Source organism: Pseudomonas oryzae, assembly GCF_900104805.1.
GTDB classification, from domain to species: Bacteria; Pseudomonadota; Gammaproteobacteria; order Pseudomonadales; family Pseudomonadaceae; genus Geopseudomonas; species Geopseudomonas oryzae.
In genome coordinates this window covers 1961000-1985840 of sequence record NZ_LT629751.1, presented here as the reverse complement: position 1 = coordinate 1985840, position 24841 = coordinate 1961000, and the positions used below count along the sequence as shown (strand labels likewise).

The following is a 24841-nucleotide window of genomic DNA, read 5'->3' as shown; positions in this document are numbered from 1 at the left end:
CCGGGGCTCCCGCGTGAGTGCGGCAGAGCGGCGCGCGGCCTGCCGTCAGTCGGCCTTGCGCCCGGTCATGTGACGCAGGTAGGCGAGCAGGTGGTCGAGTTGCGCCTCGCTCAGCGCCGCCTCGGAAAAGCCCGGCATGCGGCCCTGCGGCCAGTGGCGCAGGGCCTGCGGGTCGCGGATGTAGCGGCGCAGCAGGTCGGCGCGCAGGTATTCGGTGGGATTGTAGGGCAGGTTGAGGTCGGGGCCGAAGGCGGCGTCGCCCTGCCGGTTCAGGCGGTGGCAGGCCAGGCAGTGCTTCTGGAATTGGGCGAAGCCGAGGTTGACCGGGTCGTCCGCCGCCAGCGCCGGATCGGGGCGCAGCGCCGGGAAGCGCTCGGCCACCGCTGCCAGCACGCGCAGGCGCACCATGCGGAACGGCCACTGCTCGGGGCCGATCTGTTCGGCCTCCGGGTCGGTCCACACCAGATAGAAGGGCCCTGCGCTCCGGCCGGTCTTGCCCAGCGCCGGCCACGGGTGGGCCGGGTCCTCCACCGCCAGCCAGGCACGTGCGCCGGGGGCGTCGAGCAGGGCGGCGGCCGGCAGTTCGGCGGCGAAGCCGTCGTCGGCCACAGCCTGCAGGTGATCCCCCGGCTGTACCCCCTCGAGCAGTTCGGCCAGCGGCAGGGCGCGATAGCGCATCGGCTGCTTGTAGGCCACGTCGGCGGGGATCTCGATTGCGCGGCTGGCCGGGTGGGCGAGCAGCTCGGCGCTGCTGTAGCGGTGGCTGCCGTCGGCCAGCTCGACCAGCAGGTCGCCGGCGCTGGCGAGCGGAGCGAGGAGGGCGAGCAGGAGCGGCAGGACACGCATGGCAGGGCTTCCGGGCAAGGGCGATGGGGCGCAGCCTAGCAAACTTGGCAGGGGGCGTCCCGGCCGCGTAGCATCGGCTTCTTTTGCGCAAGGAAGGGTCATGCTCGCCGAGTTGTTCGCCGTGATGGCGCCGGTGCTGATCGTCGCCGGTATCGGCTACGCCTGGGTCCGCTCCGGTCAGGCCTATCCCACCGATTTCGTCGCCCGTCTGGTGCTGAACATCGCGACGCCCTGCCTGGTGCTGTCCAGCCTGAGCCGTACCCAGCTGGACATGCAGGCCTTCGGCCAGATGGCGCTGGCCTGCGTGGCGGTGTCGGTGCTGATGGGCGCCCTCGGCCTGCTGCTCAGCCGGCTGATGGCGCAGGACTGGAAGGTGCTGGTGCCGGCCTACCTGTTCCCCAATACCGGCAACATGGGGCTGCCGATCAGCCTGTACGCCTTCGGCGAGCACGGTCTGGCGCTGGCGGTGGCCTTCTTCCTGATGCTCTCGGTCGGCCACTTCAGCCTCGGCATGATCCTTTCCGGTGCCGAGCGCTCCTGGCGCAAGCTGCTGGTCAACCCGATCATCCTCAGCCTGGTGGTGGCCCTGCTGGTGCGGATGTTCGATCTCGAGCTGCCGCGCTGGCTGGCCAACACCACCAGCCTGCTCGGCGGCATGGCTATCCCGATGATGCTGATCACCCTCGGCGTGTCGCTGGCGAGCATTCGCGTGCAGCACCTCGGCCACGGCATGCTGCTCGGCGGCCTGCGCATCCTCTGCGGCGCGGCGCTGGGCTGGCTGGTCGGCGCGGCCCTCGGCCTGCCGCCGCTGGCGCAGGGGGTGCTGGTGCTGCAGTCGTCGATGCCGGTGGCGGTGTTCAACTACCTGTTCGCCGTGCGCGCAAACCGCTCGCCGGAAGCGGTGGCGAGCCTGGTGATGTGCTCGACGCTGCTGGCGTTCGTCCTGGTGCCGCTGCTGCTGGCCTGGTGGATACCGGCGGTGCGCTGAGGTCAGCCGATCAGCCGGGTGAGGTTGGGCAGCACCAGCAGGAGGGTGATGCCCAGCACGGCAAATGCGGCCTGCCGCCATTTCGGATTCTGGGTGGACTTGATCATGTTCGGACGCCTTCTTCTTGTTGTTGGCGCTGGAGAGGACTCTGCCTCCCATTGGTAAGCTGCTGGCAGTCGGGTCTATGCGGTCAAGAAGGGCCGCCGCCAGCTGCTTTCCTAATCTAGAAGCCCCGACGGCAAAGGGTTAGCGGCATTTTACGAAAAATGACGACCGGCTCCGGCGCCGGCCGTGCGCGGCGGCGAGTTTTCGTCCGCGAGGCCCGCGCCAGAGGGGGTGGGTGTTCCGCAATGGTTGTCGGGCAATGCAGTGCCGTTCGTCGGATTCATTCCGGCAAATGGGCTTCAGCCCAGGCCGACCACGGCGCGCAGGGCGGTCGCGTCTTCCCGTGACAGCCCGAGGTTGACCGCCTGCGCCGCCACTTCGCCGATCACCAGGATCGCCGGGCTCTTCAGGGCGAAGGCGGCGGCGTCCTGCTGCATGGCGCCCAGCGTGCTGCGGCACTCGCGCTGCTGCGGCAGCGAGGCGTTCTCGATCATCGCCACCGGCAGGTCGGCGCGCATGCCACCGGCCAGCAGGCCGTCGCGGATGTCGGCCAGCTTGGCCACGCCCATGTACACCACCAGGGTGGTGCCGCTCTGCGCCAGCGCCGGCCAGTTGAGGCTGCTGTCGTCCTGGGTGTGGGCGGTGACCAGGGTCACGCCGCGGGCCACGCCGCGCAGGGTCAGCGGGATGCCGCAGTTGGTGGCGCCGGCCAGGCCCGCGGTGATGCCGTTGACGATCTCGCTGGCGACGCCGCGGGCGGCCAGCCAGTCGGCCTCCTCGCTGCCGCGACCGAAGATGCACGGATCGCCGCCCTTCAGGCGCGCCACGCACTTGCCCTGGCGGGCGTAGCGCAGCATCAGGCGGTGGATGAATTCCTGCGGCGTGGAGCGGCAGCCGCCGCGCTTGCCGACGCCGATGACGCGGGCCTTGGGGCAGTGTTCGAGCACCGCCGGGTTGACCAGGTCGTCGATCAGCACCACCTCGGCCTCGCCCAGGGCGCGCACCGCCTTGAGGGTCAGCAGTTCCGGATCGCCGGGACCGGCACCGATCAGCCAGACTTTTGCGCTCATGTTCACCACCTCTCTCGTGTCGCTGGCCGGCGTTGCCACGCCGGTGGGGCATTCATCGATCTGCGTAGGGTGGGTTAGCCGCTTGCGGCGTAACCCACCGACGATGCCGCCAGGCATCGTGATTGCCGGCCTTGCGGCCGGTTGGTGGGTTACGACCTGCGGTCTAACCCACCCTACGGTTCGTTTCAGGCCGGGGCCTTGGTCAGCATCCGCTTGATTTCCGGTACGCAGGAGCCGCAGCTGGTGCCGCACTTGAGTTCCCGCTTGAGGCCGTCGAGGTCGAGGCCGCGCTCGATGCCTTCGCGGATCGCTGCCTCGCTGACGTTCATGCAGCTGCACAGCGTCTTGCTCTTGCAGGCGCCGGCGTTGCCCGGCGGGGCGCTCAGCGGGGCGAGCAGCCAGCGGCGCAGCTCCACGTCGGCCTTGCCTTCCTCCCACAGCGCCTTCAGCCAGTCGCGCGCGGCGGTCTCGCCGGCCAGGCGGATGGCGGTGATGCGGCCGTCCTCGATGCGCACGCGCTTGCCGACGGTGCGCCGCGGGTCGTCGTAGGCCAGCACCGGGCCTGCGTCGAGGCCGAGCAGGGCGTCGATGCTTTCCAGCAGTCCGCCCTCGGGGGCCACGGCGCTGGCGGCCTTGAGCAGCAGCGCCGGGCGCTCGCGGCCGGTGAGGGTCAGGCTGGCGTAGGCGAAGCCTTCCAGCAGCGGGCGCAGCGCGGCGAAGCGCTGCTGCACCTCGCCCTCGACCAAGGCGAACAGCTGCCAGGGCAGCTCGACCTTGTCCACCTCGACCCCGGCGTGCTTGAGTTCCGGCTGCTTGGACAGCGGGTCATAGGCCGGCAGGGTCAGCACGTTGGTGCCCAGCCCCTTGAGGAAGCGGTCGCCCCAGTGCATCGGCAGGAAGGCCTGGCCGGGGCGCACGGCCTCGTCGGCCTGCACCGGCATGATCAGGGCGCCGCGGCGGCTGCGCAGCCTGACCAGTTCGCCGCTGGCCAGACCGCGGCGGCGCAGCTCGTCCGGGTGCAGCGACAGCACGGCTTCCTCGACGTGGCCGAACAGGCGGGCGACGGTGCCGGTGCGGCTCATGCCGTGCCACTGGTCGCGCAGGCGGCCGGTGTTGAGGGTCAGCGGATAGCGCGCCTCGCGCGGCTCCTGCGGCGCACGGTACGGGTCGGCGTGGAAGCGGGCGCGACCGCTGGCAGTGGGGAACACCCCATCGGCATACAGGCGCGGCGTACCGGCGATGGCGCCGGCCGGGAACGGCCACTGCTGCGGGCCGAGGTCGTCGAGCAGCGCGTGGCTGAGACCGGACAGGTCCAGATCGCGGCCGGCGGTGAGCAGCTTGTACTCCTCGAACAGCGCCGCCGGGCTGGCGAAGTCGAACAGGCTCGGCAGGTTGGGGCGCAGGCGCTGCTCCAGGCGGCGGGCGAAGTCGCAGGTGATCGCCCAGTCGGCGCGTGCCTCGCCCGGCGCCGGTACGGCGCGGCGCACATGGCTGACGCGGCGCTCGGAGTTGGTCACCGAACCTTCCTTCTCGCCCCAGCCGGCGGCGGGCAGCAGCAGGTCGGCGTAGCGGCAGGTCTCGGTGGTGGCGTAGGCCTCCTGGACCACCACGAACGGGCAGTTGGACAGCGCCTCGTGGATCTTCTGCTGGTCGGGCATCGACTGCGCCGGGTTGGTGCAGGCGATCCACAGCGCCTTGACCTTGCCCACGCGTACCGCCTCGAACAGCTCGACGGCGGACAGGCCGGTGGTTTCCGGCAGGCTGTCGACGCCCCAGTAGCCGGCGACCTCGGCGCGGTGCTCGGCATTGCCGGCCTCGCGATGGCCAGGCAGCAGGTTGGCCAGGCTGCCGGTCTCGCGCCCGCCCATGGCGTTGGGTTGGCCGGTGAGCGAGAAGGGGCCGGCGCCGCGTTTGCCGATCTGCCCGGTGGCCAGGTGCAGGTTGATCAGCGCGCTGTTCTTGGCGCTGCCGCTGCTCGACTGGTTGAGGCCCATGCACCACAGGCTCATGAAGCTGGGCGCCTGGCCGATCAGTTCGGCGCACAGTTGCAGACTGTCGGCGGAGATGCCGCAGATGTCGGCCACCGCCGCCGGGCTGTAGTCGCGCACCAGCTTCTTCAGCGCGTCGAAACCTTCGGTGTGGGCGTCGATGTAGGCGCGGTCGATCCAGCCTTCCCACAGCAGGATGTGCAGGATGCCGTGGAACAGGGCCACGTCGGTGCCGGGCAGGATGGCCAGGTGCAGGTCGGCCAGGTCGCAGGTGTCGGTGCGCCGCGGGTCGACGACGATGATCTTCATCTCCGGGCGGGCGGCCTTGGCCGCTTCCAGGCGGCGGAACAGCACCGGGTGGGCGTAGGCCATGTTGCTGCCGGCGATCAGCAGGCAGTCGCTCTGCTCGATGTCCTCGTAGGAGCAGGGCGGGGCGTCGGCGCCCAGGCTGCGCTTGTAGCCGACCACCGCCGAGGACATGCACAGCCGCGAGTTGCTGTCGATGTTGTTGGTGCCGACCAGGGCGCGGGCCAGCTTGTTGAAGGCGTAGTAGTCCTCGGTGAGCAACTGGCCGGAGATGTAGAAGGCCACGCTGTCCGGGCCGTGCTCGCGGATGGTTTCGGCGAACACGTTGGCGGCGTGCTCCAGCGCGCTGTCCCAGTCGCTGCGGGCGCGCGCCAGCTCCTTGCCGAGGCGCAGCTCGGGATACAGGGCGCGGGCGGCCAGATCGCCGGTCAGGTGCAGGGTCGAACCCTTGCTGCACAGGCGGCCGTAGTTGGCCGGATGCGCCGGATCGCCCTGTACGCCGGTGATGTGCTCGCCGTCGTGCTCGATCAGCACGCCACAGCCGACGCCGCAGTAGCAGCAGGTGGAGGCGGTGGTCTGGGTCGGCCGGGTCATGGCAGTCGCTCCGTCGTGGTTCAGGCGTAGGGTGCGCCGTGCGCACCGATGGGCGTTGGTGTTCGGGGTGCGCACGGCGCACCCTACGGGGCAGGCGTCAGGGCCAGCAGCACGCGGCCGCCTTCGACCTTGACCGGGTACTGGTGCGCGCAGCCGATATCCGGCTCCAGCGCCTGGCCGCTTGCCAGGTCGATCTGCCAGTTGTGCAGCGGGCAGGCGACGCGCTTGCCGTAGATCAGCCCCTGGGACAGCGGGCCGCCCTTGTGCGGGCAGCGGTCGTCGAGGGCGAACACCTCGTCGTCGGCGGTACGAAAGAGGGCGATGTCACCCTGGGGCGCGGCGACGATGCGCGCGCCGAGCACGTTGATTTCGTCCAGGGCGCAGATGTCCAGCCAGTTCATGTCGTTTCTCCTCAGTCTCGGTCGCTTGCGGCATCGGGTGACAGGTGCCGGTCCTGCCGGTGGGCGTTTTCCTGGGCGCCGCCCGGCAGGACCTGCCCCTGGCATGTCGGGGTCAGGTGGGTTCCATCAGCCTGACCGGGATACGCGCGAACTCCTTCTGCAGCGCCGGGGTGGCGACCTGCTGCTGCCACGGGTCCTGCTCGAAGGACAGGGCGAACAGCAGGCGCTGGTGCAGCTCCTTGCGCCGCGCCTCGTCCTCCAGCACCGCCTTCTTGATGTGCTCGAGGCCGACGCGGTGCAGGTAGTGCACGGTGCGCTCCAGGTAGAACGCCTCCTCGCGGTACAGCTGGAGGAAGGCCAGGCTGTACTCCATGACTTCCTCGGCGCTCTTGAGCTTGACGAAGAACTCGCCGGCTTCGGTCTTGATGCCGCCGTTGCCGCCGATGTAGATCTCCCAGCCGGAGTCGACGCCGATGATGCCGACGTCCTTGATGCCCGACTCGGCGCAGTTGCGTGGGCAGCCGGAGACCGCCAGCTTGACCTTGTGCGGCGACCACATGCCGAACAGTGCGTGCTCGAGGTCGATGCCCATCTGCGTCGAGTTCTGCGTGCCGAAGCGGCAGAACTCGCTGCCGACGCAGGTCTTCACGGTGCGGATGGACTTGCCGTAGGCGTGGCCGCAGGGCATGTCCAGATCCTGCCAGACGCCCGGCAGGTCCTCCTTCCGAATGCCCAGCAGGTCGATGCGCTGGCCGCCGGTGACCTTGACCATCGGCACGTTGTATTTCTCGGCCACGTCGGCGATGCGGCGCAGCTCGGCCGGGGTGGTCACCCCGCCCCACATGCGCGGCACCACCGAGTAGGTGCCGTCCATCTGGATGTTGGCGTGGGCGCGCTCGTTGATCAGGCGCGACTGCGCGTCGTCCCTGGCCTCGCCCGGCCAGGTGGAGATCAGGTAGTAGTTCAGCGCCGGACGGCAGGTGGCGCAGCCGTTGGGGGTGCGCCAGTCCATGAAGGCCATCGCAGCGGCCATCGAGGTCAGGTGATGATCGCGGATCGCCTTGCGCACCTGGCCGTGATTGAGGTCGCTGCAGCCGCAGATGGCCTTTTCGCTCTTGGGCTTGACGTCGGCGGCGCCGCCGACGGTACTGATCAGGATCTGCTCGACCAGGCCGGCGCAGGAGCCGCAGGAGCTGGCCGCTTTGGTGTGCTTCTTCACCTCGTCGACGCTGAACAGGCCGTTTTCCTGGATGGCCTTGACGATGGCGCCCTTGCACACGCCGTTGCAGCCGCACACCTCCATGTCGTCGGGCATGTTCGCGGCGCTGTGCTGGCCCTGGTGGCCGACGTCGCCGATGGCGTTCTCGCCGAAGCCGGCCGCGCCGAACATCAGGTGGTCGCGGATCTCGCTGATGTTGGCGCGCTCGCGCACCTGGCGGAAATACCAGCCGCCGTCGGCGGTGTCGCCGTACAGGCAGGCGCCGACCAGCACGTCGTCCTTGATCACCAGCTTCTTGTACACGCCGCCGATCGGGTCGGAGAGGGTGATGGTCTCGGTGCCGTCCGCGCCCATGAAGTCGCCGGCGGAGAACAGGTCGATGCCGGTCACCTTGAGCTTGGTCGAGGTCACCGAGCCCTGGTACATGCCGATGCCGAACTGGGCCAGGTGATTGGCGCAGACCTTGGCCTGCTCGAACAGCGGGGCGACCAGGCCGTAGGCGATGCCGCGGTGGCTGGCGCACTCGCCGACGGCGTAGATGCGCGGATCGAAGGTCTGCAGGGTGTCGCTGACCAGGATGCCGCGGTTGCAGGCGATGCCCGCGCGCTCGGCCAGTTCGGTGTTGGGGCGGATGCCGGCGGCCATCACCACCAGGTCGGCGGGGATCACGTCGCCGTCCTTGAACTGGGCGGCGCACACCCGGCCTTCGCCGTTGTCGAGCAGGGCGGCGGTGTGGGTGTTGAGGCGGAAGCGGATGCCGCGCGCTTCCAGGGCGGTCTGCAGCAGCTGGCCGGCGGTCCTGTCCAGCTGGCGATCGAGCAGCCAGTCGCCGATGTGCACCACGGTGACGTCCATGCCGCGCAGCTTGAGGCCGTTGGCCGCCTCCAGGCCGAGCAGGCCGCCGCCGATCACCAGCGCGTGGCGGTGGGTCTTGGCGGTCTCCATCATCATCTCGGTGTCGGCGATGTCGCGGTAGCCGATCACGCCGGCCAGATCGTTGCCGGGGACCGGGAGGATGAACGGATTGGAGCCGGTGGCGATGATCAGGCGGTCGTAGGCGGCCTCGCTGCCATCGGCGGCGATCACCTTGCGGTTGCGGCGGTCGATGTCGACCACCTTGCAGCCGATGCGCAGGTCGATACCGTTGTCCTTGTACCAGTCGAGGTCGTTGAGCACGATCTCCGCGAAGGTCTGCTCGCCGGCCAGCACCGGGGAGAGCAGGATGCGGTTGTAGTTGGGATGCGGCTCGGCGCCGAAGACGGTGATGTCGTACAGGTCCGGCGCGAGCTTGAGCAGCTCCTCCAGGGTGCGCACCCCGGCCATGCCATTGCCGACCATCACCAGCTTGAGCTTGTTCATGGTTTCTCTCCCGTCGCGGAAACCGACCTGCGAAAAACAAAAAAGGCGTCCCGCCGTTGCCAGCAGGACGCCTTTGTCCGATTCCCGAATCGCTCGGGGAGCGCGCCCCTCGCCGTTGAGGGTTACGCCCGATGAATTGTTGGATCGAACAAAGCATATTGCGTGCCAGGTTTCTGAATATGGCTTTTTGCGGGGCTTCGGCGGGCGTCTTGCGGGAGTCGGGCGTGATGGCCGGGGTTTGCTGGCACCGCTTTGATGCGGTTCGCCTCGTTGTGGTGCGTCGGCGCCAGGCTGCAGGCGATATTCGGGCGCAGTGCAGGGCTTACGCCTTGAGTGTCAGTACCAGCAGCACCAGGTTGGCCAGCAGCGAAACCAGCGCCAGACCGCGCCAGAACTTCAGCGGCTCGCGTTCGAGCAGCGGGCGGTTCGGCAGATCGCGGGCACGGCGTTCGCCCTGGTCGAGCGCCAGCAGCCATTCCTCGCAGGTCTCGAAGCGCTGCGCCGGGTTGGCGGCGACCGCCTTGAGCAACAGCTCGTCGAGCCAGGCCGGTAGGTCAGGCCGGTAGCGGCTGGCCGGGGTTGGCGCCTTGTTCGGCGGCTGTTGGAAGGGCTCCAGCTCGCCGTAGGGATACTGGCCGGTAAGCAGGCGGTACAGGCAGACGCCGGCGGCGAACAGGTCCTGGCGCGGCTCCGGGGCGGCGCCGGCGAAGGCTTCCGGGGCGATGTAGCTGGGTGTGCCGGGCAGGCTGTGCGCTTCGTCGCTGGACAGTCCGGGGCAGTAGGCCAGACCGAAGTCGAGCAGCAGCAGTTCGCCGCCGGCACCGGCCAGCAGGTTCTCCGGCTTGATGTCACGGTGCAGGATGTTGCGCCGGTGCAGCTGGCTCAGCGCGCGCAGCAGACTGCGCGCGGTCTGTAGCCAGTCGGCCAGCGGCAGCGGCCCCTGCTGCTCTAGACGTGCGGCCAGGGTCTGTCCGGGGTGTTCGCGCATCACGAAGTACAGGTGCTGGCGCTGCGGCAGGCCGTGCACCTCGGGGAAGCCGAGGCCGGCGACCCGGCGCAGGAACCACTCTTCCTGCAGCAGCGCCTGCTGGGCGCCGGGCTCGTCGGCGCGGCCGGCCGGCAGGGTCTTTAGCAGCCAGGCGCGACCCTGGCCGTCGCGCACCCGGTAGAGCAGCGACTGGCGGGTCTCGGCGAGCAGGCCCGCAACCTGCCAGCCCTCGAACTGCTGGCCGTCGCGCAGGCGCGGCGGCAGCGGCCACTCGGGCAGGCTGGCGAGGGTGTCGGCCAGGCTGGTTTCCGGCAGCTCGTCGACGCGCACCACCACGGCGCTGGCGTTGTCCTGGCTGCCGGCGTGGTGCGCGGTGGCGACCAGGGCGTCGGCGATCGCCTGCGGTTCGTGCTCGGCGGCGAGGATGTCGCCGATCACGCCGTCGTCGAGGCTCGCCCAGATACCGTCGCACAGCAGCAGGTAGGTTTCGCCGGCCTGCAGGTCGCCGTCCAGGTAGTCCATCACCAGGTGCTGGTCGAGGCCGAGGGCGCGCTTGAGCACGTGCTGCATGCCTTCCTGCTCCCAGACGTGCTCGCTGGTCAGGCGCCGCAGCTTGCCGGCGTGCCAGCGGTAGGCGCGGCAGTCGCCGACGTGGGCGAGGGTGAAGCGCCGGCCGCGCAGCACCAGCGCGGTGAGGGTGGTGAGCAGCGGCTGGCCATTGCCGGCGCTGTGCAGCCAGCGGTTGTGCGCCACCAGCAGGCGGTCCAGCGATTGCGCCACCGGCCAGGTTTCCGGGGTGGCGTAGTAGTCCAGCGCCAGCGCCTGCAGGGTGGCGCGCGCCGCCAGGCCGCCGTCGGCGCACTGGCTGACGCCGTCGGCCAGCGCCAGCAGATGGCCCTTGCTGGCGGCCAGCGCCGGCGCCGGGGTCACCACGCGGATGGCGTCCTGGTTCTCGGCCCGCGGGCCGGTGGCGGTGGCTTCGCCGATGGTCAGCTGCAGGGGCATGGGACAGTCCTGTCAGGTTGGGGGCACGGTGCGCATGGCGCACCCTACGCGGGCCGGCCAGTAGGGTGCGCCGTGCGCACCAGAGGGGCGTCCCGGTGCGCAGGCGCATCCTACAGTCTTAGACCCGCGCGGCGGTCACCGCGGCCGAACCCCAGGTGGTGCGCCAGCGCAGCTTGACGCTGTGCAGGCCGATCCAGGCGACCACGCCGAGGGAGGCGAACAGCCACAGGCCGAGCTGATAGTCGCCGGTGGACTGCTTGACCGCGCCGAGGCCCGCGGTCAGGGCGAAGCCGCCGATGCCGCCGGCCATGCCGATCAGCCCGGTCATCACGCCGATGGTCTGGCGGAAGCGCTGCGGCACCAGCTGGAACACCGCGCCGTTACCGGCGCCCAGGCTGAGCATGGCGACCACGAACAGCGCCAGCGCGGCGGTCGAACTGGGCAGGTTGAAGCCGACCACCGCGATGCACAGCGAGGCCACGGTGTACATCACCAGTAGGGTGCGGATGCCGCCGATACGGTCGGCCAGGGCGCCGCCGAGCGGGCGCAGCAGGCTGCCGGCGAACACGCAGGCGGCGGTGTAGTAGCCGGCCTTGACCGGGTCGAAGCCGTACTGGTCGTGGAAGTAGCCGGGCAGGGTGCTGGCCAGGCCGAGGAAGCCGCCAAAGGTGACGCTGTAGAACAGCATGAACCACCAGCTGTCACGGTCGCCCAGTGCCTTCAGGTAGTCGCCGACGGCCTTGGGCTGGGGGCGCTCGGGGGCGTTCTTCGCTACGCTGGCGAAGATGATCAGGGTCAGCACCAGCGGGATCAGCGCCAGGCCGAACACGTTGCCCCAGCCGAAGGCGCTGGCCAGACCCGGCGCGAACAGCGCAGCCAGCACGGTGCCGGAGTTGCCGGCGCCGGCGATGCCCATGGCCTTGCCCTGGTGCTGCGGCGGATACCACTGCGAGGCCAGCGGCAGGGCGACGGCGAAGGAGGCGCCGGCGAAGCCGAGGAACAGGCCGAGCAGCAGGGCCTGCTCATAGCTGTGCACGCCCTGCGTCCAGGCCACGGCAAGGGCGGCGATGACGATCACCTGGCCGACCAGGCCGGCGGTCTTCGGCGAGGTACGGTCGGCGAACAGGCCCATCAGGAAGCGCAGCACGGCGCCGGCGAGGATGGGTGTGGCGACCATCATCGCCCGCTGCTGGGTGGTCAGGCCGAGGTCGGCGGCGATCTGCACGCCCAGCGGGCCGAGCACGTACCAGACCATGAAACTCAGGTCGAAATAGAGAAATGCGGCGAACAGGGTCGGTGTATGGCCGGCTTTCCAGAAACTCGTGTTCATCTTGTTGGCACCTCTTGGCAAGGTTCGCGAAAAAAAGACCGGGCGCGGATGGGCGGCTTGGCTGCTCCATCCGCGGCCCGGAGGCGCTCGGCTTGTGGCTGGGCGCTGGTGGCAGAGCCACCTCAGGGACAGGACACCGTGAACGTCGGGCGGATCGCGCCGTGGCGTTCGGCCCCGGGCGTTGGGGCAAACAAAAAAGGCGTCGCATCACCGCAGCCTGAGCTGGGTGGTGCGACGCCTTTGTCGTGGTGGAGCAGCCGCCGTTGGCTGCCGATGACATAGTGTCAGCAAGAGCTGTGCCAAGGTCGCTGGAGCGCTGATTCAGGCTTCGACGGCCGGCTGTTGGCGTGGAGAGTGATTCAAAATGGAGCGTGGCAGGCGCTTCTGCTCTGCGATGGGGCGCCTATGTGACGGGCCTCTGTGGGCAGGTGAGAAGGGCGTCTTTCGATGGGCAATCAGGCCACAGTGTGGCTCAACCACAAGCTCATCAAGCCAGCCCGGCTGCGTACGCCGAACTTCCGGAATATGTTCGTCACGTACGAGTGGGTGGTGGAAACTGCCAGCCCCAAGCGCTGGGCGATCTGTTTCTCTGTCGCGTCGGTCAGGAGCAGCTCCAAGACCTTGAGCTCGTGCGGGGCCAATGGTGTCGAGGAGAGCAGCAGGCCCTGGTTGAGCATCCGTGCCTGCTTCAGATCGGTAACGTCGCGGGCAACTCCAATGCGTACCTGTTCCGACTCCAGCAGGCGCGCGGACCACATCACATGCACCACGCGGCCGTCCTTGTGGCGATATCTGTTTTCAAACCCGATCCGCTGCCATCCGGTTGTGACAATCCTGGCTTCGGCCATGGTTTTTTCGCGGTCCTCAGGGATCACGAAATCGATCATGGCGTTGCCGACCATTTCCTCGGGCGTGTAGCCGAAGATGCTTGCGCAGGCGGCGCTTGCGTAGGTTATCCGGCCGTTGAGATCGACAATGAACACTGCGTCCAGCAATAAATCAGCAAGCCTCGATATGTCTTTTTGCAGATTCGGGCGCTTCAGTTCATTGAGGTCAAGTGTGCCGGTCATGATGGTTTTCGGGCTGAATTAAATTCCTCAGCCGGATATTGAGTTGCTATTCCTAGGCTTTAAAAAAGTTTTTCATTCTGTGCGCTGGCATTCGTGGTGTCAATGTGACATCCATCTCTCCCGGCTGGAGAGACCCAGTGAGGTCCGAGAAGTCCTGCCAGCTAGTATGCATTGCTCCGCTGGTCGTATTGCTGCTGTTGTCCGGCGAGGAGGACATACCGGTCAGTCACGGGAGCAGGAGAGCTTGATCCATCCTCGGGAGCTGTAGAAGCGACCAGTCTCTCTGAAAATCGCATAACGGGTCGCCTGCCAGGTAGCAGTCGATTTGCTGCAGGCCATGGAGCGGATCTTCTGATATGCCCAGCGCCATCTCTTGAGTATTCCCCGGTGGCTGCCTGAGCTGTTTTGAAGGTTTTGGTCCTTTGGTGATTTTGACATGGTGATAGGCCTCTTCCATTGCCTTGTTGTGATTGCCAACTCAAGCACGCTCGTGTACTTGGTAGGTGGTAGCATTGCCCCAATGTAAGTCCATGCCCGTATTGCGGGTTCTTGGTGCATGCGCAACCGAGCGCATGTTATTGAATTCGGCTGATGCACCGTACCCTGCTATTTAGCAGGGTACGGTGCTGCTCATGATGACTTCCGTTAACTGTCGGATGCCATGCCCCTCAGGTGTATCGCGGGCTGAAGAGGAGCCGTGTGTCGGCAGCTGCTGGTTGTAGCCGGCGACAGGGGCGGTCTTCGCAGGGCTCTCGTCACCCGCAGCACTATCGCAACGCGTTTAGCCGCAAGGCGCGGATTTACGTTTCCCGCAAACCAGGGCCGCCCTGGCTCGGAAAGTGCGGCAAACCTATTTCCTATCGGCTCGCGGCATGGGGAACATCACCACCGGCCCTTCGGGCATGTCGCCGGGGGGCAATGCCATGGGCGCCGGTTGGCCGGCCGGGCCGAGGTGCTTGACCAGCTGGTAGATGGCGCGCAGGTCGTCGTCGGTCATGCGCTGCAGGGTCTGGTTGGGCATCGGTGGGCGGTAGTTGGCGTTCTTCGCCAGGGTCAGCCAGTCGCTCTCGCTGAGCCTGGGCAGCACCAGACGCAGGTTGCTGGGGTAGGTGGTGCCCCAGGGGCCGTACCAGCCGAGGCTGTCGCCCTTCAGCCAGTCGCTTTCCGGGACCTTGTCCGGGGCCATCAGGTAGCCGGAGGTGTGACAGTCGTTGCAGCCGGAAATCTGCACCAGATAGCGGCCGCGCTCGATCAGTTGTTCATCTGCCTGGGCTTGGGGAATGAGGGGCGTTGCCGCCAGCAGGGCGGCAGGGAGCAGGGTTCGCAGCGGCCGCATGGCCTTCTCCTGTCATGGACTGTCCGCAACAGGTATAGCGCATGGCCAGCGCAGTTCGCTGCCCCGGCAGTGCCCGGGCGATGGATGGCCATCGACCGGGTGCCGTGTGCAGGTCAGGCCGCCGGCCGGCGCTGGCGCTGGTAGAGGAACTCCAGCACCGCGGCGCGGTACTCGTGGTAGCGCGGATCGTGGGCCAGGGCCATGCGATCGCGCGGGCGGGCGAGGCGGACGTCGAGGATGTCGCCGACGGTGGCCGCCGGGCCGTTGCTCATCATCACGATGCGGTCGGAGAGCAGCACCGCCTCGTCGACGTCGTGGGTGATCATGATCACCGTGTTGCCCAGTTCGGCGTGGATCTCCATCAGCGAGTCCTGCAGGTGGGCGCGGGTGAGGGCGTCGAGGGCGCCGAACGGCTCGTCCATCAGCAGCACCTTGGGCTGCATGGCCAGCGCGCGGCCGATGCCGATGCGCTGCTTCATGCCACCGGAGATCTCGCTTGGGCGCTTGTCGCGGGCGTGGGTCATGTGCACCAGGGCGAGGTTGTGCTCGATCCACTCGCGCATCTCGGCCTTGCCCTTCCGGCCCTTGAACACCTGCTGCACGGCCAGCTCGATGTTCTGGTAGCAGGTCAGCCAGGGCAGCAGGCTGTGGTTCTGGAACACCACCGCACGTTCGGGGCCGGGAGCGTTGACCTCCTTGCCGTCGAGGATCACCCCGCCGGTGCTGGCTTGGTAGAGGCCGGCGACGATGTTGAGCACGGTGGACTTGCCGCAGCCGGAGTGACCGATCAGCGAGACGAACTCGCCCCTGGCGATCTTCAGGTTGACGCTCTGCAGGGCACAGAACAGGCCCTTGTCGGTGGGGAAGCTGATGCCGACGCCGCTCAGTTCGAGGTGTGCATTCTTCATGGCGATCTCCTTAGCGCAGGTCGGCGTTCTTGTCCCAGCTGACGCGGCGCTGCAGGCCGAGCATGAGACGGTCGAGGACGAAGCCGATCAGGCCGATGACGATCACGGCGACCATGATGCGGCCGAGGGAGTTGGAGCTGCCGTTCTGGAACTCGTCCCAGATGAATTTGCCGAGGCCCGGGTTCTGCGCCAGCATCTCGGCGGCGATCAGCACCATCCAGCCGGTGGCCAGCGACAGGCGCAGGCCGGTGAAGATCATCGGGATGGCGGCCGGCAGCACGATGCGGCGCACGTGCTCGAGCGGCGACAGGCTGAGCACGCGGCTGACGTTGAGCAGGTCCTTGTCGAGGTTGGCGACGCCGACCGTGGTGTTGATCACCGTCGGCCACAGGCAGCACAGCGCCACGGTGAAGGCCGAGGTGACGAAGGACTTGGCCAGCAGCGGATCGGCGCTGGTATAGACGGCACTGACCACCATGGTCACCAGCGGCAGCCAGGCCAGCGGCGAGACCGGCTTGAACACCTGGATCAGCGGGTTGACGGCGCTGTAGATCGGCTTGCTCAGGCCGCAGACGATGCCCAGCGGGATGGCCAGCAGCGAGGCGATGGCGAAGCCGGTCAGCACCGTGTACAGGCTGGTGAGGATCTGCTTGAAGAAGGTCGGTTTGCCGGTGTACGGGCGCACGACGACCTTGGCGTCGGGGTCCCTGGCCAGGCGCTCGGCGTTGCGCGCTTCCTGGCGGGCGTGGAACTCGTCTGCCTTGCGTTGTTCGGAGACATGCTCCTGCACCAGGCTGGAGAACTGGCCGACCACCTGGGTCGGGCCGGGGAACTTGCCCAGACTGGTGTCGATGCTGCCGGCGACGACCTGCCAGAACAGCAGGAAGGCCAGGATGCCGGCGGCGGGCAGCAGCAGGATGGGCGTCCAGCGTTGCACTACGGCGGTCTTGCGGGCGGACTTGATGGTGTCCTGGATCGGCTTGGCGACGGCGGGATTGCTCATCGTCTGGTCCTCGGGGCTGAGGGGAGCCGGCGTGGCCGGCTCCCGGGGCGGCAGTGACGTCACAGGGAGGAGTCTTTCTTCAGACCGATCTTGAACTGCTCGATGTAGGCGTTCGGCTTGCGCCCGTCGTAGGTGAGGCCGTCGATGAAGTCGCTGCTCGGCGCGCGGAAGCCTTCCTCATCGGCCGGCGGGAAGTCGGAGGCCTTGGCCTTGCCCTCGGCGACCAGTTCGGCGGCGGCCGCCTGGTAGGTCTGCGGCTTGTAGACCTGCTTGGCGGTCTCGAAGTACCAGCTGTCCGGCTGGGTCTCGGCGATCTGGCCCCAGCGGCGCATCTGGGTCAGGTACCAGATGGCGTCGGAGTAGAAGGGGTAGGTGGCGTGGTGGCGGAAGAACACGTTGAAGTCCGGGACCTCGCGCTTGTCGCCTTTCTCGTACTCGAAGGTGCCGGTCATCGAGTTGGCGATCACCTTGGCGTCGGCGCCGACGTATTCGGGGCGAGCGAGGATCTGCACGGCTTCGGCGCGGTTGGCGTTGTTGTCCGCGTCCAGCCACATGGCGGCGCGGATCAGCGCCTTGACCAGGCGCTTGTGGGTCTCCGGGTTGGCCTCGGCCCAGGCCTTGGACACGCCGAGCACCTTCTCCGGGTTGTTCTTCCAGATCTCGTAGTCGGTGATCACCGGCACGCCGATGCCCTTGAATACCGCCTGCTGGTTCCACGGCTCGCCGACGCTGTAGCCATGGATGGTGCCGGCCTCCAGGGTCGCCGGCATCTGCGGCGGCGGGGTGACCGAGAGCAGGGCGTCGGCGCTCAGGGTGCCGGTGATGTCGCCCTGGGCCGGGGCGTAGTAGCCGGGATTGATGCCGCCGGCGGCCAGCCAGTAGCGCAGCTCGTAGTTGTGGGTCGAGACCGGGAACACCATGCCGAGGTTGAACGGCTTGCCCTGCGCCTTGTACTGCTCGATCACCGGCTTGAGGGCGTCGGCCTTGATCGGGTGCACCGGCTTGCCGTCTGCCATCGGCACGTGCTTCTTCATTTCCTCCCACACGGCGTTGGACACGGTGATGCCGTTGCCGTTGAGGTCCATGGAGAAGGCGGTGACCACCTCGGCCTTGGTGCCGAAACCGATGGTTGCGCCCAGCGGCTGACCGGCCAGCATGTGCGCGCCGTCCAGCTCGCCGGTGATCACCCGGTCGAGCAATACCTTCCAGTTGGCCTGGGCCTCGAGCGTGACGTACAGGCCCTCGTCCTCGAAGAAGCCCTTCTCGTAGGCGATGGCCAGCGGCGCCATGTCGGTGAGCTTGATGAAGCCGAGCTTGAGTTCTTCCTTCTCCGGATCGGCGGCCAGGGCGGTGGCGCTGCCGAGCAGCAGGCCGGCGGCGCAGGTCAGCCTGGCCAGGGTGCGTTGGATGGAGCGACGGCGATCGTGCATGGTGATTTTTCCTGAGGTCAGAAACGAAAAAAGACGTCGCAAGCGCGCCGATCCTGTGGGGATCAGCTGGCTTTTGACGTCTTTGTCAGTTCGTCCCGATCACCGCCGTTGGCGATCCGAAGACGGATGTGCGGTTACCTCTGCAAGGGGCTTGCCAGTTTTTCGGCGCGAGGCTTGGTGTGCTGGGGAAAGGAAAAATGCTCTGCTAAATCAGTGGCTTGGGGGTGTGTTTGGGGTGGGCGGTGGCCGTGATGGAGCGGGGTGAGGCGGCATGGGGCAGGTTGGTGCGCTTTTGCGGCGCACCGGAAGGGGCATCGACGCCCGCTTGGCGGGCGTCGATGGTCAGTTTCAGGGCTCCTTGCGGGGCTTGGCCTCGAGCAGGCCGTCGGCGCGGAACATCGCCTTGATGCCGCGGATCGCCTGGCGGGTGCGGTCGAGGTTCTCGATCAGCGCGAAGCGCACGTAGTCGTCGCCGTAATCGCCGAAACCGAGGCCCGGCGAGACGCAGACCTTGGCCTCGGCGAGCAGCTTCTTGGCGAACTCCAGCGAGCCGAGCTGGGCGTAGGCTTCGGGGATCTTGGCCCAGATGTACATCGACGCCTTGGGCTTCTCGACCATCCAGCCGATCTCGTGCAGGCCCTTGACCAGCACGTCGCGGCGCTCGCGGTACTTCTCGGCGATGTCGCGCACGCACTGCTGGTCGCCTTCCAGCGCGGCGATGGCGGCCACCTGCAGCGGGGTGAAGGTGCCGTAGTCGTGGTAGCTCTTGATCCGCGCCAGGGCGCTGACCAGCTCCTGGTTGCCGACCATGAAGCCGATCCGCCAGCCGGCCATGTTATAGCTCTTCGACAGGGTGAAGAATTCCACGGCGACGTCCTTGGCGCCCGGCACCTGCATGATCGACGGCGCCTTCCAGCCGTCGAAGACGATGTCGGCGTAGGCCAGGTCGTGCACCACCAGGATGTCGTACTGCTTGGCCAGCGCCACCACGCGCTCGAAGAAGTCCAGCTCCACGCACTGTGCGGTGGGGTTGGAGGGGAAGCCGATGATCATCATCTTCGGCTTGGGGATCGCCTCGCGGATCGCCCGCTCCAGCTCGGCGAAGAAGTCGACGCCGGGCACCAGCGGCACCGAACGCACCTGGGCGCCGGCGATCACCGCACCGTAGATGTGGATCGGGTAGCTGGGGTTGGGCACCAGCACGGTGTCGCCGTGGTCGAGGGTGGCCAGCATCAGGTGCGCCAGGCCTTCCTTGGAGCCGATGGTGACGATGGCTTCGCTGTCCGGGTCGATCTCGACCTCATAGCGTTCCTGGTACCAGCGCGAGATGGCGCGGCGCAGACGCGGGATGCCGCGCGAGGTCGAGTAGCCGTGGGTGTCGTCGCGCTGGGCGACCTGCACCAGCTTCTCGACGATGTGCGGCGGGGTGGCGCCGTCGGGGTTGCCCATGCTGAAGTCGATGATGTCCTCGCCACGGCGGCGGGCGGCCATCTTCAGCTCGGCGGTGATGTTGAAGACGTAGGGGGGGAGACGATCGATGCGCGCAAAGCGGCGCTTGCCGTGTTCGGCCATGATTTCCTCGGAGTACGTAAGCGCCCGGAACCGTCCGAGCGACGTTGGCCAGTGCGCTGGCCTGCGCGAAGGAACATACGCCAGCCGCCCGACGCCTGCAAGCGGCGCAGAGATAGCTTTGTGTCGTCAGGGCGGGCGGTGGGAGCTGGCCCGGTTAGTGCTGCACCACTGGTTTTTCCCTAGCCATGGTGCAGCTCATGAAGGCAGTCAGTCTCAGGACCGGGACGCAGGTTTCGCCCGGCAGCGAATTTCTCGATACCCGCTTCGGCAGCAAGGAGCTCAGGATCACGGTGATCCGCAACCCGGACCGGCTGGTCGCCGACCGGGCGCTGCCGGAGGGGGCCGACGTCCAGCTGGCCACGCTGGACAACCCCTTCCGCCTGGTCCGCGACCTGACCAACATTCTCGGCTCGGCGAAGACGGGCGATGTGCTCCTGCTGGTGTGCGGCGGGGAAAGGCTGTACCGGGCGACGCTGAAGTTTCTCGGCCTGGGCTGAGGGACGCTGTGTCGGGTGTCGAACCCGGACGGGCGTGCGAGGCACGCCTTGTCGGAGTCGCTACATCTATCGGGCGCCCCTCGCCGGGCGCCCTCGCCGAACTCAGTTGCCGAGCATCTCGTGCATCGAGATGATCTGCTCGGCCACCTGGATCAGCTTCTGCTGCTTGCTCATCGCCTGGCGGCGCATCAGGGTGTAGGCCTCTTCCTCGTTGCACTGGCGCATCTTCATCAACAGGCCCTTGGCCAGCTCGATGCGCTTGCGTTCGGCGAGTTGCTGGTCGCGGGCGTTGAGCTGGGCGCGCAGGGCCTGGTCGCTCTCGAAGCGGGCCATGGCCACGTCGAGGATCGGCTGCAGGCGCTGGGCGTGGATGCCCTCGACGATGTAGGCGCTGACTCCGGAACGGATGGCCTGGCGCATGACGCCGGGGTCGTGCTCGTCGGTGAACATGACGATCGGGTGGGGCTGGTCGCGGCTGAGCAGGCAGACCTGCTCCATGACGTCGCGGCCGGGTGATTCGCTGTCGATCAGGATCACGTCCGGGCGCACGGCGGCCACCCGCGCCGGCAGGTCGACAGTGAGGCCGGACTCGTCGATCACTTCGAAGCCGGCTTCGTTCAGCGCGCTCTTCAGGCGGCCGACCTTCTTCGCGGTGTCGTTGATCAGGAGGATGCGCAGCATGGGCAGACTCCGGGCTCAGAGGGCCAGCGACTGGCGTTCGGCCAGCGCGTGAAGGTCGAAACCGTGGGCGTAGGCGGCCGGCTCGCGGCCGTCCCAGACCTTGCCGTCCAGCAGGGTCGAGCGGCGCATGGCCTCGGGGATGGCGATGCCCAGCGCGCCGGCGGCCTCGCGGTACAGCGCGAGCTGGTGCACCTGGCTGGCAATCTCATGGTACTGCGGATCGTCGCGCAGGAAACCCCAGCGGCGGAACTGGGTGAGGAACCACATGCCGTCGGACAGGTAGGGCATGTTCACCGCGCCGTCGGCGAAGAAGCGCAACGGATGCGCATCCAGCCAGGCATGGCCGAGGCCGTCCTGGTACTGGCCGAGGAAGCGCGGCTCGAGGGTGGCCACCGGGGCGTTGACGAACTCGGTGGCGCTGAGTAGCTGGGCGGTGCTGCGGCGGTTCTCCAGGCCCTGGTCGATGAAGCGGCAGGCTTCGAGCAGGGCCATGGTCAGGGCGCGGGCGCTGTTCGGGCACTGATCGACGAACGCGCGGGTGACGCCGAGGACCTTCTCCGGGTGATCCGGCCAGATCGACTGGCTGGTGGCGACGGTGAAGCCGAGGTTCTCGTCCACCGCGTGGGCGCCCCAGGGATCGCCGGCGCAGAAGCCGTCGATGCGTCCGGCCCGCAGGTGGGTGACCATCTGCGCCGGCGGCACCACCACGCTGTGCACGTCGGTGAGCGGGTGGATGCCATGGCTGGCCAGCCAGTAGTACAGCCACAGGGCGTGGGTGCCGGTGGGGAAGGTGTGGGCGAGGGTCAGGCGTGCACCGCTCTGGTGCGTGCGCGCGCGCAGTGCTTCGCCGTCGGTCACGCCGGCCGCGCGCAGGGCCTGACTCAGGGTGATCGACTGACCGTTCTGGTTGAGGCCCATGAGGATGGCCATGGGCGTTACCGGGCTGCCGAGGCCGAGATGGATGCCGTAGACCTGGCCGTAGAGCATCTGTGCGGCATCCAGCTCGCCGCTGAGCAGCTTGTCGCGCAGGCCGGCCCAGGAGGCCTGGCGGCGCAGGTTGAGGGTCAGGCCGTAGGGCTGGGCGAAGCCCTGGGTGGCGGCGACGATCAGCGGCGCCGAGTCGGCCAGGGCCATGAAGCCGAGTTCGAGGACGTTCTTTTCCGGGGCATCCGAGCCGGCGACCCAGGCCAGGGCGTCGGTGCGAGGCATTGCGTGGTGGTCGGTCATCGCGTGTGTTCCATCGCTGCACAAAAAAGCGCCGTACCGGCCATCGCGCGGGGCGACAGTCGGGTACGACGCCATTGTCGGGGAACGGCTCCGCCGTTGGAGCGTTCTGCTGACTCGAGCAAAGCAAGCGCTGTGCCAGGAGGCAGAAAAGAAGAAGCCCCGCACGGGGCGGGGCTTCTTCCTACAGCGGTCTAGCGCTTACCGGACTCAGGCCTGCAGCACCGGGATGTTGGCCTTGGCGGCGGCATCCTTGTACTCGGCGATCTGGTCGAAGGACAGGTAGCGATAGACGTCGGCAGCCATGCTGTCGATGTTCTTCGCGTACTCCATGTACTCCTCGACGGTCGGCAGCTTGCCGAGGATGGAGGCGACAGCCGCCAGCTCAGCAGAAGCCAGGAACACGTTGGTGGCGTCGCCCAGACGGTTCGGGAAGTTACGGGTCGAGGTGGAGACCACGGTGGAACCGGTCTGCACGCGAGCCTGGTTACCCATGCACAGCGAGCAGCCCGGCATTTCCATGCGCGCGCCAGCCTTGCCGTAGATGCCGTAGTAGCCTTCCTCGGTCAGCTGGTGGGCGTCCATCTTGGTCGGCGGAGCCAGCCACAGACGGGTCGGAATACCACCCTTGACCTTGTCCAGCAGCTTGCCGGCGGCGCGGAAGTGACCGATGTTGGTCATGCAGGAACCGATGAACACTTCGTCGATCTTCTGACCGGCTACGGTGGACAGCAGGCGGGCATCGTCCGGATCGTTCGGCGCGCAGAGAACCGGCTCCTTGATCTCGGCCAGGTCGATCTCGATGACGGCGGCGTATTCGGCGTCGGCATCGGCGCTCAGCAGCTGCGGGTTGGCCAGCCAGGCTTCCATGGCCTGGGCGCGACGCTCCAGGGTACGGGCATCGCCGTAGCCTTCGCCGATCATCCAGCGCAGCATGGTGATGTTGGACTTCAGGTACTCGGCGATGGCGTCTTCCGGCAGCTTGATGGTGCAACCGGCAGCCGAACGCTCGGCGGAGGCGTCGGACAGCTCGAACGCCTGCTCGACGGTCAGGCCTTCGAGGCCTTCGATCTCGAGGATGCGGCCGGAGAAGATGTTCTTCTTGCCCTTCTTCTCGACGGTCAGCAGGCCAGCCTGGATCGCGTAGTAGGGGATGGCATGGACCAGGTCACGCAGGGTGATACCCGGCTGCATCTTGCCCTTGAAGCGCACCAGCACGGATTCCGGCATGTCCAGCGGCATCACGCCGGTGGCGGCGGCGAAGGCGACCAGGCCGGAACCGGCCGGGAAGGAGATGCCGATCGGGAAACGGGTGTGCGAGTCACCACCGGTACCGACGGTGTCCGGCAGCAGCATGCGGTTCAGCCAGCTATGGATGATGCCGTCGCCCGGACGCAGGGACACGCCGCTGCGGTTCATGATGAAGTCCGGCAGGGTGTGGTGGGTCTTGACGTCGATCGGCTTCGGATAGGCGGCGGTGTGGCAGAAGGACTGCATCACCAGGTCGGCGGAGAAGCCCAGGCAGGCCAGGTCCTTCAGCTCGTCGCGGGTCATCGGGCCGGTGGTGTCCTGGGAACCGACGGTGGTCATCTTCGGTTCGCAGTAGGTGCCCGGACGCACGCCCTGGCCTTCCGGCAGACCGCAGGCGCGGCCGACCATCTTCTGGGCGAGGGTGAAGCCCTTGCCGCTGTCAGCCGGAGCTTCCGGCTTCTTGAACAGGGTGGACGGCGCCAGGCCCAGCTCGGCGCGGGCCTTCTCGGTCAGGCCACGGCCGATGATCAGCGGGATACGGCCGCCAGCGCGGACTTCGTCCAGCAGGACTTCGGTCTTCAGCTCGAAGGTGGTGATGACTTCTTCGGTGCCGGCCTTGCAGACCTTGCCAGCGTACGGGTAGACGTCGATGACGTCGCCCATGGCCAGGTTGGTGCAGTCGAATTCGATCGGCAGGGCGCCGGCGTCTTCCATGGTGTTGTAGAAGATCGGGGCGATCTTGGTGCCGAAGCAGAAGCCGCCGGCGCGCTTGTTCGGCACGTTCGGGATGTCGTCACCGAAGAACCACAGCACGGAGTTGGTGGCGGACTTGCGCGAGGAGCCGGTGCCGACCACGTCGCCGACGTAGGCGACCGGGTAGCCCTTGGCCTTCAGCTCTTCCATCTGCTTGATCGGGCCGACCGAACCCGGGACGTCCGGGTTGATGCCGTCGCGGGCCATCTTCAGCATGGCCAGGGCGTGCAGCGGGATGTCCGGGCGCGACCAGGCATCCGGAGCCGGGGACAGGTCGTCGGTGTTGGTTTCGCCGGTCACCTTGAACACGGTCAGGGTGATCTTCTCGGCGACGGCCGGACGGCTGGTGAACCACTCGCCCTCGGCCCAGGAGGCCATCACGGCCTTGGCGGCTTCGTTGCCCTTCTTGGCGCGCTCGGCGACGTCGTGGAAGGCATCGAACATCAGCAGGGTGTGCTTGAGCTGTTCGGCGGCGACGGTGGCCAGCTCGGCGTTGTCCAGCAGCTCGACCAGGGTGGCGATGTTGTAGCCGCCCTGCATGGTGCCCAGCAGCTCGACGGCGCGGGTCTTGGTCAGCAGCGGGGAGCTGGCTTCGCCCTTGGCCAGGGCGGTCAGGAAGCCGGCCTTGACGTAGGCAGCTTCGTCCACGCCAGCCGGAACACGGTTGGTGATCAGGTCAACCAGGAATTCTTCTTCGCCAGCCGGCGGATTCTTCAGCAGCTCGACCAGAGCAGCGGTCTGCTCGGCGTTCAGCGGCTGGGGCACGACGCCCAGGGCGGCACGCTCTTCTACGTGTTTGCGGTAGGCTTCAAGCACAGTATTACCCTCATCAGTGGTCCCATGCGGGAGTCCGGGACTCGCGTCCAGAAGCTGTTTTCAAAGTTTTACGCCGGACTGTGACGGAGGCATGTCGGTGA

General features: G+C 67.6%; 18 protein-coding genes. 2 read left to right on the top strand and 16 right to left on the bottom strand.

The features are described from left to right. Positions 1-45: 45 nt before the first annotated feature. Complete coding sequence (locus BLT78_RS08735; RefSeq protein ID WP_090348601.1) at positions 46-846, bottom strand: c-type cytochrome; 801 nt, start codon at positions 844-846, stop codon at positions 46-48. A 100-nt stretch (positions 847-946) separates the two neighbouring features. Between BLT78_RS08735 and BLT78_RS08730 the strand changes: the two genes are divergently transcribed. Beyond that, the gene (locus BLT78_RS08730) at positions 947-1834 is read left to right on the top strand and encodes an AEC family transporter (RefSeq protein WP_090348600.1); all 888 of its coding nucleotides are present in this window, start codon (positions 947-949) and stop codon (positions 1832-1834) included. A 404-nt stretch (positions 1835-2238) separates the two neighbouring features. Here BLT78_RS08730 and cobA read toward each other — a convergent pair whose 3' ends face one another. The 12 genes from cobA to alaC form a co-directional block, all read right to left on the bottom strand. Further along, positions 2239-3009, bottom strand: a complete 771-nt coding sequence (gene cobA, locus BLT78_RS08725) for a uroporphyrinogen-III C-methyltransferase (protein WP_090352224.1) — start codon at positions 3007-3009, stop codon at positions 2239-2241. Positions 3010-3194: 185 nt separating this feature from the next. After that, positions 3195-5897 carry a nitrate reductase gene (locus BLT78_RS08720; protein ID WP_090348599.1) on the bottom strand — a complete coding sequence of 901 codons (2703 nt, stop codon included), beginning with the start codon at positions 5895-5897 and terminating at the stop codon, positions 3195-3197. An 83-nt stretch (positions 5898-5980) separates the two neighbouring features. Further along, on the bottom strand, positions 5981-6298 hold the full coding sequence (gene nirD / locus BLT78_RS08715) for a nitrite reductase small subunit NirD (protein ID WP_090348598.1): 318 nt from the start codon (positions 6296-6298) through the stop codon (positions 5981-5983). Between the two features lie 112 nt (positions 6299-6410). Further along, complete coding sequence (gene nirB / locus BLT78_RS08710) at positions 6411-8876, bottom strand: nitrite reductase large subunit NirB (RefSeq protein ID WP_090348597.1); 2466 nt, start codon at positions 8874-8876, stop codon at positions 6411-6413. Between the two features lie 322 nt (positions 8877-9198). Continuing rightward, on the bottom strand, positions 9199-10869 hold the full coding sequence (locus BLT78_RS08705) for a bifunctional protein-serine/threonine kinase/phosphatase (RefSeq protein WP_090348596.1): 1671 nt from the start codon (positions 10867-10869) through the stop codon (positions 9199-9201). Positions 10870-10987: 118 nt separating this feature from the next. Further along, entirely contained in the window at positions 10988-12199 is a 1212-nt protein-coding gene (locus tag BLT78_RS08700; RefSeq protein WP_090348595.1) for a nitrate/nitrite transporter, read from the bottom strand. Between the two features lie 455 nt (positions 12200-12654). Next, positions 12655-13269, bottom strand: coding sequence for a helix-turn-helix transcriptional regulator (locus BLT78_RS08695; protein WP_090348594.1), 615 nt, complete (start codon positions 13267-13269; stop codon positions 12655-12657). Between the two features lie 850 nt (positions 13270-14119). Next, positions 14120-14605 (bottom strand): cytochrome C, encoded by a 486-nt coding sequence (locus BLT78_RS08690; RefSeq protein WP_090348593.1) that lies wholly within the window; start codon positions 14603-14605, stop codon positions 14120-14122. Between the two features lie 113 nt (positions 14606-14718). After that, positions 14719-15513 (bottom strand): ABC transporter ATP-binding protein, encoded by a 795-nt coding sequence (locus tag BLT78_RS08685; protein WP_090348592.1) that lies wholly within the window; start codon positions 15511-15513, stop codon positions 14719-14721. 10 nt (positions 15514-15523) lie between these two features. After that, positions 15524-16516, bottom strand: a complete 993-nt coding sequence (locus BLT78_RS08680) for an ABC transporter permease (RefSeq protein WP_090348591.1) — start codon at positions 16514-16516, stop codon at positions 15524-15526. Between the two features lie 59 nt (positions 16517-16575). Then, positions 16576-17946: a CmpA/NrtA family ABC transporter substrate-binding protein gene (locus BLT78_RS08675; protein WP_090348590.1), complete on the bottom strand. Its 1371-nt coding sequence runs from the start codon at positions 17944-17946 to the stop codon at positions 16576-16578. A gap of 348 nt (positions 17947-18294) precedes the next feature. Then, a complete protein-coding gene (alaC, locus tag BLT78_RS08670) occupies positions 18295-19518 on the bottom strand; it encodes an alanine transaminase (protein ID WP_172830776.1) in 1224 nt (407 codons plus the stop codon). Positions 19519-19715: 197 nt separating this feature from the next. Between alaC and BLT78_RS08665 the strand changes: the two genes are divergently transcribed. Beyond that, positions 19716-20015: a hypothetical protein gene (locus BLT78_RS08665; protein WP_090352222.1), complete on the top strand. Its 300-nt coding sequence runs from the start codon at positions 19716-19718 to the stop codon at positions 20013-20015. A gap of 102 nt (positions 20016-20117) precedes the next feature. On the opposite strand, the gene BLT78_RS08660 is transcribed toward BLT78_RS08665, so the two are convergent. The 3 genes from BLT78_RS08660 to acnB all read right to left on the bottom strand — a co-directional run bounded on the left by BLT78_RS08660 (position 20118) and on the right by acnB (position 24740). After that, on the bottom strand, positions 20118-20696 hold the full coding sequence (locus tag BLT78_RS08660; RefSeq protein WP_090348588.1) for an ANTAR domain-containing response regulator: 579 nt from the start codon (positions 20694-20696) through the stop codon (positions 20118-20120). A 15-nt stretch (positions 20697-20711) separates the two neighbouring features. Continuing rightward, positions 20712-21923, bottom strand: coding sequence for a CmpA/NrtA family ABC transporter substrate-binding protein (locus BLT78_RS08655; RefSeq protein ID WP_090348587.1), 1212 nt, complete (start codon positions 21921-21923; stop codon positions 20712-20714). Between the two features lie 207 nt (positions 21924-22130). Further along, complete coding sequence (gene acnB, locus BLT78_RS08650) at positions 22131-24740, bottom strand: bifunctional aconitate hydratase 2/2-methylisocitrate dehydratase (RefSeq protein ID WP_090348586.1); 2610 nt, start codon at positions 24738-24740, stop codon at positions 22131-22133. Between the last annotated feature and the right edge of the window lie 101 nt (positions 24741-24841).